Below are 15,508 nucleotides of genomic sequence, written 5' to 3'. Positions count from 1 at the left end.
ATCCATGGACCCCACTCAGTTCACCCGCCTTACCTCCGGCAAGCCGTATCCGCTGGGCGCCGTCAGTGACGGCTTGGGCGTGAATTTCGCCGTGTTCTCGGCGAACGCCACCCGGATCGAACTGTGCGTGTTCGATGCGCGCGGCCGCAAAGAACTACGACGCTTCGACCTGCCGGAATGCACCGACGAGATCTGGCACGGCTACCTGCCCGATGCCCAGCCCGGTTTGATCTACGGCTATCGCGCCCATGGGCCTTACGACCCGCGCAACGGCCACCGCTTCAACCCGCACAAGCTGCTGCTGGACCCCTACGCCCGCCAGTTGACCGGCCCGGTCAGCTGGAGCGATGCGCTGTTCGGGTACCGCCTGAACCATGCGCGCGGCGATTTGTCGATGGACCGCCGCGACAGCGCGCCGGCCATGGCCAAGGCGGTGGTGACCGAAGACGTGCCCTTTAACTGGGGCAACAGCAAGGCGCCCGACACGCCGTGGACGGACACCACGATCTACGAAGTGCACCTGCGCGGCGTGTCGATGCAGCGCGAAGACCTGCGCCCGCCGCTGCGCGGCACCTGCGCCGCGCTGGCGGACCCGCGCTTTATCGAACACCTGCATCGCCTGGGCGTCACGGCCATCGAACTGCTGCCCGTGCACGCCTTCCTGCAAGACCGCTTCCTGTTGGAACGCGGGCTGCGCAACTACTGGGGCTACAACACGCTGTCGTTCTTCGCGCCGGAACCGACCTACCTGCAACGCGGCCCCAACGACCTGCGCCAGGCCGTGCGCCGCCTGCACGCCGCCGGGCTGGAAGTGATACTGGACGTGGTCTACAACCACACCTGCGAAGGCAGCGAACTGGGCCCCACCCTGTCCTGGCGCGGCCTGGACAACGCCAGCTACTACCGCCTGATGCCGGGCGAAGAGCGCTACTACATCAACGACACCGGTTGCGGCAACACCGTCAACCTGTCGCACCCGCGCGTGCTTCAGATGGTGACGGATTCACTGCGCTACTGGACGCAGTCGTATGGCGTGGACGGCTTTCGCTTCGACCTGGGCGTGACGCTGGGCCGCGAGGGCACGGGCTTTGACCCGGGCTCCGGCTTTTTCGACGCCTTGTTGCAGGACCCGGTGCTGGCCGGCGTGAAGCTCATTTCCGAACCCTGGGACATCGGCCCGGACGGCTACCAACTGGGTAGCCACCCGCCCGGCATGGCGGAATGGAACGACCGCTACCGCGACACGGTGCGCCGCTACTGGCGCGGCGACGAAGGCATGCGCGGCGACATGGCGGCGCGGCTGTGCGGCTCGCGCGATGTGTTCGACCGCCGCCACCGCCGCCCCTGGGCCAGCGTCAACTTCATCGCGTCGCACGACGGCTTCACCACGCAGGACGTGGTCAGCTACGACGGCAGCCACAACGAAGCCAACGGCGAAGGCGGCAACGACGGTCATTCGGAAAACTACAGCCACAACTGGGGCGTCGAAGGCCCGACCGACGACGCCGCCATCCTGGAAACGCGCGGCCGCGTGCAGCGGGCGCTGCTGGCGACCCTGTTCATGTCGGACGGCACGCCGATGATGTTGGCGGGCGACGAATTCGGCAACAGCCAGGACGGCAACAACAACGCCTATTGCCAGGACGGCCCCGTGTCGTGGCTGGACTGGACGCAGGCGCAAAGCGACGAAGGCCGCGCACTGAGCACGTTTGTCGCGCGTGCGGTGGCGCTGCGGCGCGACCACCCCAGCCTGCGCGCCGCCCGCTTTGGCGACGCGGCGCAGGAAGTGTGCCCCGGCGTCAGCGCGATCGGCTGGTTCGACACGCACGGCGGCCCCATCGACCAGGGCGCCTGGGATGACCCGCAACAACGCACGATGGCGCTGCGGCGCGCGGCGCTGCGCGAGGACGGCAGCGCGGACATCACTTTGCTGCTGATGAACCCGGGCGCCGAACCCGCCACGTTTGCCCTGCCCGAGCCCGGCCAGGCTTGGCTGCGCGAGCTGGATTCCGCGACGCAGGTGCCCGCAGCGCCCGTCACCGAAAACGAAATCACCGTACAGGCGCACAGCCTTGTCCTGCTGTCTGCTACCTGCATCTCCGGAAATGGATCATGACCGTGTTGCCCGAACCGTATACCCACGGCGCGCTGCCGCTGCCCGATGGCCGCACGCGTTTTCGCCTGTGGGCCCCCTCCGCTCCGCCGGACCTTGCGCTGGTTATTCCCGGCCGTGATCCCATCCCCTTGCATCCCGAGGCCGATGGCTTTGTGCAGGTGGACGTCGATTGCACGGCGGGCACGCGTTATCAATACCGCCTGGGCGCAGGCCTGCTGGCACCCGACCCGGCGTCGCGCCTGCAAGACGGCGACGTGCACGACGCCAGCGTGGTGGTGGGCGCGGACAGCTATCCGTGGCGGCACCCGTCATGGATGGGCCGGCCGTGGCGCGAAGCGGTCATCTACGAAGCGCACGCCGGCCTGGCGGGCGGCTTTGCGGGCCTGACGCAAAAGCTGCCCGAGCTGGCCGACATGGGCTTTACGGTGATTGAGCTGATGCCGATTGCCGACTTTCCCGGGCCGCGCAACTGGGGCTATGACGGCGTGCTGCCCTATGCGCCTGACACGGCCTACGGCACGCCCGATGATCTGAAAAACCTGATCGACACGGCGCACGGGCTGGGCCTGTGCGTGATGCTGGACGTGGTCTATAACCACTTCGGCCCGGACGGCAACTACCTGTCGCAGTACGCGGCCCCGTTCTTTCGGGATGACGTGGCCACCCCGTGGGGGTCGGCCATCGATTTTCGCCAGCCCCCCGTGCGCCGCTACTTCGAAGAGAACGCGTTGTACTGGCTGACGGAATACCGCTTTGACGGCCTGCGCCTGGATGCGGTGCACGCCATCCCTGACCCGGAATGGCTGGTAGAGCTAGCGCAATTTGTGCGCGGGCAGATTCCGGCGCAGCGCCACATCCATCTGGTACTGGAAAACGATGACAACCGCGCCAGCCTGCTGACCGATGGCTACGACGCCCAATGGAACGACGACGCGCATCACGTGCTGCACCACCTGTTGACAGGGGAATCGCGCGGCTATTACGCCGACTACGCAGACCGCCCTGCCCAGGCCCTGGCGCGCTGCCTGGGCGAAGGCTGGGTCTACCAAGGCCAGCCATCGCCCTACCGCCAGGGCGCCGCCCGTGGCGAGCCCAGCGCGCACCTGTCGCCCACGTCGTTTGTGCTGTTTCTGCAAAATCATGACCAGACCGGCAACCGCGCGCGCGGCGAACGGCTGACCCTGCTGGCCGAGACCACGGAACGGCTGCGCGCCGGCGTCGTGCTGCAACTGCTGGCCCCGCAGATTCCGTTGGTGTTCATGGGCGAAGAAACCGGCAGCCGCGCGCCTTTCCTGTACTTCACCAGCCATACCGACCCGGCCTTGGCCACGGCGGTACGCGAGGGTCGTCAGCGCGAATTCGCCGCCTTCCCCGAGTTTTCGGGCGCAAACAGCGAGGCCGTACCCGACCCCAACGCCGAAACCACCTGGGACCAGAGCAACCCCTGGACGCCCGAGGCCAGCCCCGACGCGCAGCAGTGGCGCGACCTTTACCGCGCGCTGCTGGACATGCGCCAGCGCGTCATCGCCCCGCGGCTGGACGGCGCCAAGACCGTGTTCGCGCGTGCCGTCGGTGAACACAGCGTGCATGCCAGGTGGCGTCTGGCGGACGGCGCGCTGCTGTCCGCGTACGTCAACCTGGGCCCCGTGCCGGAGGCCCTGCCGCGTCAACAAGCGTCGGCCGCGCCCTTGTTTTCGGCGCTGCTGTTTGAGTCGCGCGCCGGTGCGTTCGACGCGTTGTGCCAGGGCAACCTGTGCTCGGAAAGCACGGTATGGCTGCTGGAGGAACCCGCATGAGCGCCGACGCCCCCGCCGGGCTATCGGAGTTGGCGGCCGAGGCCGGCATCGCGGAACACTGGACGGACGCGGACAAGCGCCCGCAACGCGTATCACCCGACACGCTGCGCGCCCTGCTCGCCGCGATGGACCTGCCCGCCGGGTCCGAGGCGGATATTCGCGACAGCCGACAAAGACTGGCCGACATGCAATCGCAGTCGCACCTGCCCGCGATGCTGGTCGCCGTCACCGGTGAAGCCGTGTTTCTGCCACGCAACTGCGCCGGCGCTTATCGCATCGAACCGCCGGCCGGGCCCGCCATCACCGGCCAAACCACGGACCAGAACATTGACCGGCCCGAGGACCAGCCTGCCGGCCAAGGCGCAGGCCAGCGCACAGGCCAACGCACAGGCCAACGCACAGGCCAGCGCGCGGACCAACGTGCCGGCCGACCCACGCAGGCGGGCGGAACCGCGCCAATGTTGCGCGCCCCGTCCACGCCGGGCTACTACACGCTGCACACGGCCGGCGGCGTGACGACGCTTGCCGTTGCGCCCGCCCGCGCGCCTTCCGTGGACGAGCTGCTGCAAGAGCGGAACGCGCGCGCCTGGGGCCTGGCCGTGCAGGTCTACAGCCTGCGCCGGCCCCACCCCGATCCCACGCAGGCCACGCATGGCTTTGGCGACTTTGGCGCGCTGCGCGACCTGGCCCAGGCAGCCGGCAATGCGGGCGCGGACGCGCTGGCGATCAGCCCCGTGCACGCCATGTTTGCCGCCGACGCGGCGCAGTGCAGCCCGTATTCGCCGTCCAGCCGGCTGTTCTTGAACACCTTGTACGCCGATCCCGCCGCCGTGCTGGGCGCCGACGCCGTGCGCGATGCCCTGGCAGGGATGACCCACACGCGCTTGCGCTCGCTGGATGCCCAGCCGTTGATCGATTGGCCCGCGGCCGCCGGGTTCCGGCACCAGCTGCTGCGGCGTCTGCATGAACGTTTCACCACGGCTGCGGGCGATGAACAGCGCCGCGCCTACGACGCCTTCCGCAACGCGGGCGGGCAAGACCTGCGTGACCACGCGCTGTTTGAAGCGCTGCACGCGGCGCACAGCCTGGAGGCGGGCACGCCCGTGCCGTGGACGCAATGGCCGGCCGATCTGCGCGACCCGCGCTCATCCGCCGCGCAGCAGTTCGCCGCGCAGCATGCCCAAGAGGTGGACGCGCATGCGTTTGCCCAGTGGCTGGCCTCGGCCAGCCTGAAGCAGGCGCAGCGTGCCGGCCGCGATGCGGGCATGCGCGTGGGCATCGTGGCGGACCTGGCGGTGGGCGCAAGCCCGGTGGGCAGCCACGCATGGAGCCGCCAGGCCGACCTGGTCAAGCGCGCCAGCGTGGGCGCGCCGCCGGATATCTACAACCCGCTGGGCCAGGGCTGGGGGCTGACCGCGCTGTCGCCCGCGGCCTTGCAGAAGTCGGGCTATTCGGCGTTTCTGGCCATGCTGCGAGCCTGCCTGGCCCACGCGGGCGGCCTGCGTATCGACCACATCCTGGGCATGGCCCGGATGTGGCTGATCCCTGATGGCGCCGGTCCCCAAGACGGCGGCTATGTGCGCTATCCGCTGCGCGAATTGCTGCGCCTGACTGCCCTGGAAGCGTGGCTGCATCGCGCGCTGATCGTGGGTGAAAACCTGGGCACGGTGCCGGAAGGCTTTGACGCGCTGCTTGAAGAACACGGCGTGCTGGGCATGGACGTACTGTGGTTCATGCGCGCCCCTGCCACGCCCGACAGTTCCGATACGCCCGACACGTCCGACACGTCCGACCATTCCGACACATCCGACACATCCGACAATTCCGACCCGTCCGACACACCCGACCCGTCCGACACGCCCGACACCCCTTCCGCCCCCCCGGCCTTCCTGCCCCCTTCGGAATGGCCCAAACACGCTGTTGCCATGACCACGACTCACGATTTGCCGACTTTGGAAGGCTGGTGGCACGCCCAGGATATTCTGTGGCGCTCCCGCTTGAACCTGCTGGGCCCTGGCCAGGAAGAAGGCGCCCAACGATCCGGCCGCCTGGAAGAACGCGCCACGCTGTGGCGTTCGGTGCAGGCGTCCTCGCCCACGGCCTCGACCCGGCCCTTGCCCCGCCAGACGCCCAGCGCGGAACTGCTGGGCTTTGTGGCCGCCACGCCCTGCCCGCTGATGCTGGTCACGCTGGAAGACCTGACGGGTCAGCTGGATCAGCCCAACCTGCCCGGCACCATCGACGAACACCCCAACTGGCGCCAGCGGGCGCCGTTGTCGGTGGACGACTGCCTGACCGCGCCCGCCAGCCAGGCGCGCCTGCGTCCGGTGCGCGCCATGCGGGGCCGCTCATGAAGCCCGTCGCCCCGCCCATCGCCCCCAGCATTCCCCGCGCCACGGCGCGCCTGCAATTGCATGCCGACTTCACGCTGGACGACGCACGCCGGCAGCTTCCCTACTACGCCGCGTTGGGGGTCAGCCACCTATACCTGTCGCCCATCACCCAGGCCAAGGCGGGCTCCACGCACGGTTATGACGTTATCGACCACCAGCGCGTCAGTGACGATCTGGGCGGCGAAAGCGCGCTGCGCAAGCTGGCAGACGCGGCACGCGCCCACGGCATGGGCCTGATTGCCGACATCGTGCCCAATCACATGGCCGCGCATGCGTCCAACGCCTGGTGGGCCGACGTATTGCGGCTGGGCCGGCAAAGCGCGCAAGCCGGCACCTTCGACATCAACTGGGACGCGCCCGACCCCTTGCTGCGCGGCAAGGTGCTGCTGCCCGTGCTGCCCGACCCGTACAGCGAAACCCTGGCAGCGGGTGGCATCCGACTGGTGCACGATGCGCAATCGGGCACCAGCTATATCGAAGCCGGCGGCCAGCAGTTGCCGCTAACGCCCGGCTCGGCCACCGGGGACCCGGCCACCTTGTGCGCCGCCTGCGACCCCGGCAGCGCGGCCGGCCAGGCGCGCCTGCACGCCCTGCTGGAACGCCAACACTACCGCCTGGCCTGGTGGCGCACCGCACCCGACCTCATCAACTGGCGCCGCTTCTTTGAAATCAGCGAACTGGTGGGCGTGCGCGTGGAAGACGAGGCCGTGTTCAACGCCGTGCATGCGCTGGTCTTGCGCTTGTACCGCGAAGGCGTGCTGGACGGCCTGCGCATCGACCATATCGATGGCCTGGCCAGCCCCGGTGCCTATCTGCGCCGCTTGCGCCGCGCCATGCGCGAGGCGGACGACGCCCGCAGCCAGGCCGGCCTGCCCGGCGAAGGCTATCTGGTCATTGAGAAGATCCTGGCGGACGACGAAGCGCTGGAACCGCATTGGCCTACCCACGGCACCACGGGCTACGACTTCATGGACCAGGTGGGCGCGCTGCTGCATGCCCCCCAGGCACAGGCGCCGCTGGAACAGTTCTGGGCCAGCCTGAGCCGCGACGCGCGCGATGCCCCGGCCCAACTGCGCGACGCCCGCCGCCGCATGCTGGCACGCCACTTCCCCAGCGAAAGGCTCGCGCTGGTGACGGCGCTGGCGCGCATCGCGCACATGGATGCGCGAACGCGCGATTGGACCCAGCCCGCCATCGACCGAGTGCTGACGGCGCTGCTGGCGGCATTCCCGGTGTACCGCACCTATGCAGAGGACGGCGGCCGCAGCCCCGCCGATACGCATTGGTGCCGCATCGCGCTGGACCAGGCGCGCGCGGCGCTGGGCGACGCGTCGGCCGACCTGCGCTTGCTGGACCAGTTGGACCACTGGCTGGGCGGTGGCACGCCGCCGTCCGCGTCCGCAACGCCCGCAGCGTCTGCAACGTCCGCAACGCCCGCAACGTCCGTAACGTCCGTAACGCCCGCAACGCCCGCAGCGACTGCGGCCGCTGCTCCAACCCCCGGCCCCGACTCGGCGGACGCCCCCGATTCCCAGCAGGCCGAGGCGCGCACGCTGGCCTTGCGCCGGTTCCAGCAGCTGACGCCGCCCCTGGCCGCCAAAGCCTTGGAAGATACGCTGTTCTACCGACGCGGCCCGCTGTTGTCCCGCAACGAAGTGGGCTCCAGCCCCACCCGGTTCACGCTGCCGCTTGAAGAGTTCCATGCACTGTGCGCCGCGCGTGCTGGGACGCACCCGCATGCCATGCTGGCCACCGCCACGCACGACCACAAGCGCGGCGAAGACACGCGCGCCCGGCTGGCCGTGCTGTCTGAAATCCCCGACGAGTGGCGCCGCACCGCGGACGGCTGGATTGCCCGGCTGGCGCCACCCGGGCCGCCCACCCCCGCCGACCGCTACCTGCTTTTGCAAAGCCTGGTGGGCGCGTGGCCGCTGTCGTTGTCACCCGAGCGGCTAAGCGAACAGCCCGAGGCCATTGCGGACTTTCTTGGCCGCATCGCGCAGTGGCAGGAAAAAGCCCTGCGCGAAGCCAAGCTGCACACCAGTTGGACGGACCCGAACGCCGACTACGAGGGCGCCGCCCGACGATGCATCGAGGCCTTGCAACAGCCCGGCGACGGGCAGGCCTTGCTGCGAGACATCGGCACCTGGGCGCTGAAAATCGCACCGGCGGGCCTCGTGAACAGCCTGACCCAGACGGTGCTGCGCAACACGGTGCCCGGCGTGCCCGATCTTTACCAGGGCGCGGACCTGTGGGACTTCAGCCTGGTCGACCCCGACAACCGCCGCCCGGTGGACTACGCGGAGCGGGCGGCGCTGCTGGCCGAATCGAATCCGCCTGGCACCTTGGAAGGCGATGCAACGGATGCCACCGCGACCTTGCAGGAAGACGCGCGCCCGGACGTGCTGGCAGGGCACGTTGACACGCCCATCGCCACCGACGCGCAGGCATGGCGCAGTGGCGCCATCAAGCAGTCACTGATCCAGCGCGCGCTGGCGCTGCGGGCGCGTCACCCCGACGTTTTCCGCCTGGGCGACTACACGCCGCTTGCGGTGCACGGCCCGCGCGCCGCGAACGTCATTGCGTACCTGCGCCGCCATGACGGGCGCTGTGTGCTGGTCGTGGCGCCCAGGCTGTGCGCCATGGCGCTGGCCGGCTACGCCCAGGGCAAACCGGCGCAGGCAGCGGCCTACTGGGAGGGCACCCGCGTGGCGCTGCCGGCAGACGTGGACGCGGACATGGACGCCTTGCGCGACGTGCTTTCCGGCCGCCGTCCCAGCGTGAACGGGGCCGGCGAACTTGCGCTGGACCAACTGCTGCGAGACGGGCCGGTGGCGCTGTTGGCGACGGAGTAGCGGGAAGGACGGAGTAGCGGGAAGGACGGAGTAGCGGGAAGGCAAGCGCGGCGGCGAGTGCGGAGGCAAGTGCGGAGGCGACTCCCCACGGAGCCGCCGCGCTGCGCCCGGCCCGGTCACGCTTGGTACGGCTTCCGTTTACTTCTGCTTCCGTTTACTTCTGCTTCCGTTTACTTCTGCTGCCGTTTACCGCTGCTCCCGTCCAGTACCGGTCGCGCTCAGTACTGGTACCGCATCGTCACCATCGCGCTGCGGCCGGCGCCCCACGCGCCCTGGCTGTAGAAACCGACCTGGCTGTAGTACTTGCGGTCGAACAGGTTGTTCACGTTCAGCTGCGCCGACAGGTTGCGGTTGAAGCGGTAGCGGGCCATCAGGTTGGTGATGGCGTAGCTGCCCTGCCCCACGCGTTCGTCGCCATTTGGGCCGCTGGCGATGGTGTAGACGCCGCTTTGCCAGTTCACGCCGCCGCCCACCGTCAGCCGGCTCCAGTCGCCCGGCAACTGGTAGGTGGTGAAGACGCGCACCAGCGTGCGCGGCTGGTCGGTCTGGATGGCCGCGCCGTCGCCATCACGCGCGGTCCAGTGCGACCAGCCCGCCGCCAGGTTCCAGCCCGGCGTCACTTCTCCGGACACTTCCAGGTCAAAGCCCCGGCTGCGCGTTCCTTGTGCGGCCCGATAAGCCTGGTTGATCGAACCCGGCACCAGGTAACCCGGGTCGGTCTGCGCCACGTTGTCCTGTTCCACCTGGAACACCGCCGCGCTGGCGTTCAAGCGGCCTTCCAGGAATTCGCCTTTGACGCCGGCCTCGTAGGATTTGCCTTCCAGCGGGTCCAGCCAGCCGCCGTTGCGGTCCTGGTAGCTTTGCGGGTTGAAGATGCCGGTGTAGCTGACGTAGGCGGTGTAGTTGTCGTTGATGTCGTACAGCAGCCCCGCGTACGGCGTGAACGCGTTCTTGTCGAACGCGGTGTGGTCACCACCGCCAAAGCCCACGGAATCCGTTTTCCAGGTGCTGTAACGGCCGCCGACGATCAGCTTTAGCGGGTCGGCCAGGTTCAGGCGCAGCGCGCCGTACCAGCCCGTCTGCTTGGTGGTGTAGCGGCTGGCGGTCACCGCCGTGTCGCTCCAGTCGGGTTCCGGATACGAGCCGTCCCAGTCAAAGAAGTTGCCCACCGGCGCGGCGTTCAAGCCCGCGCGGTAATCAAAGTCGGCGTACTGGCGGGTGAAGCTGGCGCCCACCACGGCTTCGTGGCGGCGGCCAAAGGCGGTGAACGGGCCAGTGGCCTTGACGTCCAGGCTGTTCTGCTTGCGGTCGCCCAGGTACCACGAGGGCGACCCGTTCACGCCCAGGCCGGTCTGGCGGTCGGGCCAGCCGTACAGATAGAGTAGCTTGCCATCCATTTCGTGCTTGGAATGCGAGGCCACCGCCTGCACCCGCCAATCATTGTCAAAGCGATGCTCCAGGCTGGCGAAGCCGCCCGTCGTGGTGCTGGCCCAGGAGCTCCAGTCGGCCCCGGTGTTCAGCGACCGCTTCCAGTCGGTGCGCCCGCCGTCGGCGTACCACAGCGGAAAGCCGCCCCAGCTGCTACCCTTGGGGCTGTTGTCCTGGTAATTGAAGCCGGCGCTGAAGGTGGTGCGCGACGTAATGTCCGCGTCGACCACGCCGTAGAACACTTTCTTCTGGCTTTTGTAGTCGTCCAGATAAGAGTGGTTGTCCTGGTAGGCGGACACGATGCGACCGCGCACGCTGCCGTCCTTGTTCAGCGGCGTGGAAAGGTCCAGCGTGCCGCGATAGGTGTCCCACGAGCCCGCGCTGACGCTGATGTCGGCCTTGAATTCGCGGCTGATGGCGTGCTTGCGCACCAGGTTGATGGACGCCGACGGATTGCCGGCGCCGGTCAGCAGGCCGGTGGCGCCGCGCACGACTTCCACGCGGTCATAGATGATGGTGTCCATTGACGACTCGCCCGCCGCATAGCCGCTATCAAAGCCCGTGGGCACGCCGTCGTACAGGTAATTGCTGATGGCGAACCCGCGCGAGCTGAACGAATAGCGCTCGCTGTCGTAGTTCTGCACCGCGATACCGGGTGTATTGGCCATGACGTCGGCCAGCGACCGCATGTCTTCGTCTTCCATGCGCTGACGTGTCACCACGGTGACCGACTGCGGTGTCTCGCGCAGCGTCAAGGCCATGCCCGTGCCGGCCGCCGTGGCGCGGGGCGTGTAGGATCCCGTCCCTTCCGTGGTGGTCGGGTCGCCGTCGCCCACCACCTGCACGCTGGGCAAGGTGGCCACGGCGCCGTCCTGCGCCTGGGCCGCCGCGCCGCTGGACGCCAGCGCCATCAACACCAGCGCCGACGTGCGGCGCAGCCGCCACGCAAGACGATCGGAAGAGTGAATGCGGGGTCTGCCGCCCAGCGGCCTTTGATCTTGCATGCTGCTTTCCTTTCCCACTTCGGGTTGCGTTGTGGGAAAGGAGTGTAATGCGACTGATTCGCATATACGTTTGCTGTTGTGAATTTACGACGGGAGATGGCAACGGGTGATGGCCACGGGGGATGGCCACATAAATCCACGACGCAAATTTGTCCCTACGCGCCGTGGGCATACCCAACACGGCACCCGGCGCATCGGCATAATGTCGCTGGCTTCGGCCCTTATTCCAGTCGCTTTCCGTAGGAATCCCTTCGTGTTCCATGTCTTTACCGGACTGATCAGTCTTTACGTCATCTGGCGTTTCGTCCTGCCCCTGTCGCTATCCCGCCCTGCCAAGGGGGTGTTGTCCCTGTTGCTGGTGGGTGTGGCCGAGCACCATCTGGTGACGCGCAATTTCTTTGGCTCCATGGCCTCGCCCGAGGTGCCCGCCACCTTGCTGATGGCGCTGGGCTGGGCCTTTGGCGCCCTGCTGCTGCTCGCCATGCTGCTATTGCTGCGCGATGTGGTGGGCGTGGTGGTCTACGTGTTCTCGCGCAAGCGGGGTCGCGGGCTGCTGGCTGCGCGCGGTTGGGCGCAGGGTGCGGCGGTGGCGGCTGCGCTGCTGTCAGTCATTGGCGTGTGGCAGGCCGTGCGCGTGCCCGATGTCAAAACGCTGGAAATCGCCCTGCCCAAGCTGCCGCCCGAACTGGACGGCTTTCGGCTGGTGCAACTGACCGACCTGCACGCCAGCCGCCTTCTGGAAGCGCCGTGGATGGACGCGGTGGTCAAGAAAACCAATGCGCTGAACCCGGACCTGATCGTCATCACGGGGGATCTGGTCGACGGCACGACCGATGCGCGCGCGGCCGATGTGCTGCCGCTGCAAGCCCTGCGCGCGCCACAAGGCGTGTACGCCATCCCCGGCAACCACGAGTACTACGCCGAGTACCAGCGCTGGCTGCCCGCCTTCGAAAAGCTGGGCCTGCGCCTGCTGCTCAATGACCACGTCACGCTGACGCCCAATGGGCAGCGCCTGGTGCTGGCGGGCGTTACCGACAAGATGGCGGCCGCCTACGACCAGCCCGTGCCGGACGTGGCGCGGGCATTGCAGGGCGTGCCCAAGACCGACCCGGTCATTTTGCTGAGCCATCGGCCCCCAGGCGCGGCGCTGAACGCCCAGGCCGGGGCCGGACTGCAACTGTCCGGCCATACGCATGGTGGCCAGATCCTGGGACCGCACCTGCTGACGCAACTGGCCAACGAGGGCTATGTGTCCGGCCTATATCAGGTGAACGGCATGCAGTTATATGTGAGTAATGGCACCGGGCTGTGGCCGGGCTTTCCGATCCGCCTGGGCCGCCCTTCCGAAATCACGCAGATCGTGCTGCGCGCACCGGCCCGAGTGGCCGCGCCGTAGGCGCCTACGCCCACCCACGTTCCCATGACCTACCTGCTGTGGTCCCTGCCCGCGCTGACCGTGATCGTTGCCATCGCCAGCGGGCGAGTCAACACAACGATGGCGGCGGTGCTGGGGCTGTTCGCCGCCATTGCGGTAGCGCTGAGTACCGCGCCCGGCGCTTTCACCGGCGCGCAGCTGGCGGTGACCCTGGAACGCGGCGGGTGGATCGGGTGGATCATCACGCCCTACATCCTGGGCGGCTTGTTGTTCTGGCAGATGGCCTCGCCCACGCAGCCGGCCCCGGCCGGCGGTGATCGCTTTGCCGTTCATCCTCCGGAACTGAACGACCCGCTGGCGCGTCGGCGGCGCTTGTTCTTTGCCTGTTTCCTGATCGGCCCTTTTGCGGAATCCGCTACGGGTTTTGGCGTGGGCATGCTGGGCACCGTGCTGCTTATCCGCCCGCTCGGCTTAAAGCCCCGCGACATCATGATCTTCGCGCTGTTGAGCCAGACGCTGATCCCGTGGGGCGCGATGGGCAGCGGCACCTTGCTGGCGTCCGCCTACGCGCGCGTTCCAGCCCCGCAGCTGGCGTTGTACAGCATGGTGGCGGTGGCCTTGTTGATGGCCGTGTGGATGGCGCTGTTCTGGCGCACGGCGCGCATTGCGGGCCTTGAAGTCGGCACCGCTAAAGCCGGCACCGCCGAGCACGTCAGGGAAGCTGGCTGGATCGTCACCAGCCTGGCATCGCTTTGCGCCGCCACAGCCCTGTTGGGCCCCGAGACGGCGCTGCTGGCCGCCTACGGCCCCTTGATCGTGCTGCGCTTCGTGCTGGATCGCAGGCCCGATCGCACCCAGGCGCTTGCGGCCGCCCGCCGCGCGTTGCCCTACATCCTGGTGATTGCGTGCCTGGTGGCCACGCGGTTGATCCCTACGCTGAATCGCGCGCTGGGCGCCTGGGCCGATATTCGGCCGTTTGCCGACCTGCCCGCCTGGATGCCGTTTCTGCATGCCGGCAGTTGGCTCGTTGCCGGCGCGCTGGCCATGGCGGTGTGGCGGCGCCAGCCGGGCGCGCTGGCCGTGCAGGCGCGCGCGGCCTGGCGCACCGGCCGCCACGCCGTCATGTCCGTCTTTCTGTTTGCCATGATGGCCGAGGTGCTGGCCGGCGCCGGCATCTCGCAAGCCTATGCCGACGGCCTGTTCGCCGCCTTGCGGGACTGGACCATCCTGATCACGCCGCTGCTTGCCGGCGCCTTCGGCATTCTGGCCAACAGCGGCAACGCGCCGAACAGCCTGTTCATGCCGTCCCAGCTATCATTAGCCCTGCACGCGGGTCTGAATGTGCCGGCAGCGGCAGCGCTGTTACACGTTTCAGGCACGTCGATGGGGTTTTTTTCACCCGTCAGGATGTCAATTGCGGCGGGTTTGGCCCACGGACAAGGGCAAGAACGCAGCGTGTATGTTCTACTACTGCCGTTTGCCCTGGCCGCGTTCGGCATTCTTTTATTCCTGGCACTGCTTGTCGTGCTGTCGGGATAGCCGCCCGAGCGCTGATGCTCACGGCCTCAACCTTTTTTTTGTGTAGCACATGGGACTAGAACAGTTAGCCGCGATCCGGGCCTTGATCACCAAGCAGGCGCCTGAAGAGCCGACCCCCAAGAAAGAATCGCGTCCGCAAGGCGCAGGCAAAGGCCCCCGCCCACCCGGCGGCGGCAAAGGCCCGCGTCCGCAAGGCGATAAGGGCCCGCGCCCGCAAGGCGGTGACAAGAACGCCCGTTCCCAGGGCGGCGACAAGGGCCAGCGGCCGCAACGCGCCGACCGGCGCGAATCGCCCGTGGACCCGGTCGTGGTCGCAATTTCGCGCTTGCAACGCCAGTTTCCCAAGGCCTTCCCCAAGAATCCCGCGCCGAAGCTTCCGCTGAAGCTGGGCGTGCTGGCGGACCTGGTGCAACATGCCCAGACGCTGCAACTGGACGAAGCGCAGATCAAGGAAGCGGTCAAGACCTGGTGCGATGGCCGCCGCTATTGGGCCAGCATGGTCGAGGACGCGCCGCGTGTGGACCTGAACGGCGAACCCTCGGGCGTCGTGACGGCCAACGAAGCCAAGCATGCCAAGCGCATGGCCTCGCGCAGCGCATCCAAGAACGCCGCCGCGCGCAACAAGGCCAAGAAAGCCGAAGCCGCGGCCGCCGCCGGTACCGGTGACGCCGCTACCGGTGACGCCGCCGTGCCGGCGCCCGTGACGGCGGATGTTGCCGCACCGGTGCAATCGGCCCCGCAAGCGCCGGCCGAGACGGCTGCAACCCCGGCTGCAACTCCTCCTGCAACTCCGACTGAAAGCGCGGCCTCCGCAACGCCCGCTGCCACGCCGGATGCATCCAGCGATACGTCGACCCCGGCGGCTGATGCACCGTCCGCCGAGCCGACTTCGCCGGCCACGGATTCGTCCACGGATTCGTCCGCCGACAAGCCCGCGCAGTCCTGAGTCACACCGTCATCGGGCCACATCGCCCGATGACGGCAAAAAGCCCGGCCCGCAAC

General features: G+C 68.2%; 8 protein-coding genes. 7 read left to right on the top strand and 1 reads right to left on the bottom strand.

Features of this window, described 5'->3' with window-relative positions; genetic code table 11:
* Window positions 1-4: 4 nt before the first annotated feature.
* From glgX to treY, 4 genes are read left to right on the top strand one after another with little or no spacing between them, the layout of a single operon-like run.
* Window positions 5-2,116, top strand: a complete 2,112-nt coding sequence (gene glgX / locus AC6LJY_RS10030; RefSeq protein ID WP_314360437.1) for a glycogen debranching protein GlgX — start codon at window positions 5-7, stop codon at window positions 2,114-2,116.
* Window positions 2,113-3,912: a malto-oligosyltrehalose trehalohydrolase gene (gene treZ / locus AC6LJY_RS10025; RefSeq protein WP_498135844.1), complete on the top strand. Its 1,800-nt coding sequence runs from the start codon at window positions 2,113-2,115 to the stop codon at window positions 3,910-3,912. Before glgX ends, treZ begins: the two co-directional genes overlap by 4 nt.
* Complete coding sequence (gene malQ, locus AC6LJY_RS10020) at window positions 3,909-6,266, top strand: 4-alpha-glucanotransferase (RefSeq protein ID WP_498135843.1); 2,358 nt, start codon at window positions 3,909-3,911, stop codon at window positions 6,264-6,266. Before treZ ends, malQ begins: the two co-directional genes overlap by 4 nt.
* Window positions 6,263-9,160: a malto-oligosyltrehalose synthase gene (gene treY, locus AC6LJY_RS10015; protein WP_498135842.1), complete on the top strand. Its 2,898-nt coding sequence runs from the start codon at window positions 6,263-6,265 to the stop codon at window positions 9,158-9,160. The genes malQ and treY overlap by 4 nt, the downstream gene beginning before the upstream one ends.
* A gap of 218 nt (window positions 9,161-9,378) precedes the next feature.
* Here the strand turns inward: treY and fhuE are convergent, their stop codons facing one another.
* Window positions 9,379-11,592 carry a ferric-rhodotorulic acid/ferric-coprogen receptor FhuE gene (gene fhuE / locus AC6LJY_RS10010; RefSeq protein ID WP_498135841.1) on the bottom strand — a complete coding sequence of 738 codons (2,214 nt, stop codon included), beginning with the start codon at window positions 11,590-11,592 and terminating at the stop codon, window positions 9,379-9,381.
* Between the two features lie 253 nt (window positions 11,593-11,845).
* On the opposite strand from fhuE, the gene AC6LJY_RS10005 reads away from it, so the two are divergent.
* The 3 genes from AC6LJY_RS10005 to AC6LJY_RS09995 are packed head-to-tail and all read left to right on the top strand — an operon-like array spanning window position 11,846 to window position 15,452.
* Complete coding sequence (locus AC6LJY_RS10005) at window positions 11,846-12,988, top strand: metallophosphoesterase (RefSeq protein WP_498135840.1); 1,143 nt, start codon at window positions 11,846-11,848, stop codon at window positions 12,986-12,988.
* Window positions 12,989-13,012: 24 nt separating this feature from the next.
* Window positions 13,013-14,506: a hypothetical protein gene (locus AC6LJY_RS10000; protein WP_498135839.1), complete on the top strand. Its 1,494-nt coding sequence runs from the start codon at window positions 13,013-13,015 to the stop codon at window positions 14,504-14,506.
* 49 nt (window positions 14,507-14,555) lie between these two features.
* Window positions 14,556-15,452: a ProQ/FinO family protein gene (locus AC6LJY_RS09995; RefSeq protein WP_498135838.1), complete on the top strand. Its 897-nt coding sequence runs from the start codon at window positions 14,556-14,558 to the stop codon at window positions 15,450-15,452.
* The last annotated feature ends 56 nt before the right edge of the window (window positions 15,453-15,508 follow it).

The organism is Achromobacter sp. RT286_PF, from assembly GCF_059760425.1.
The sequence above is the reverse complement of the archived record's forward strand: the minus strand, read 5'-3'. Positions and strand labels throughout refer to the sequence as shown.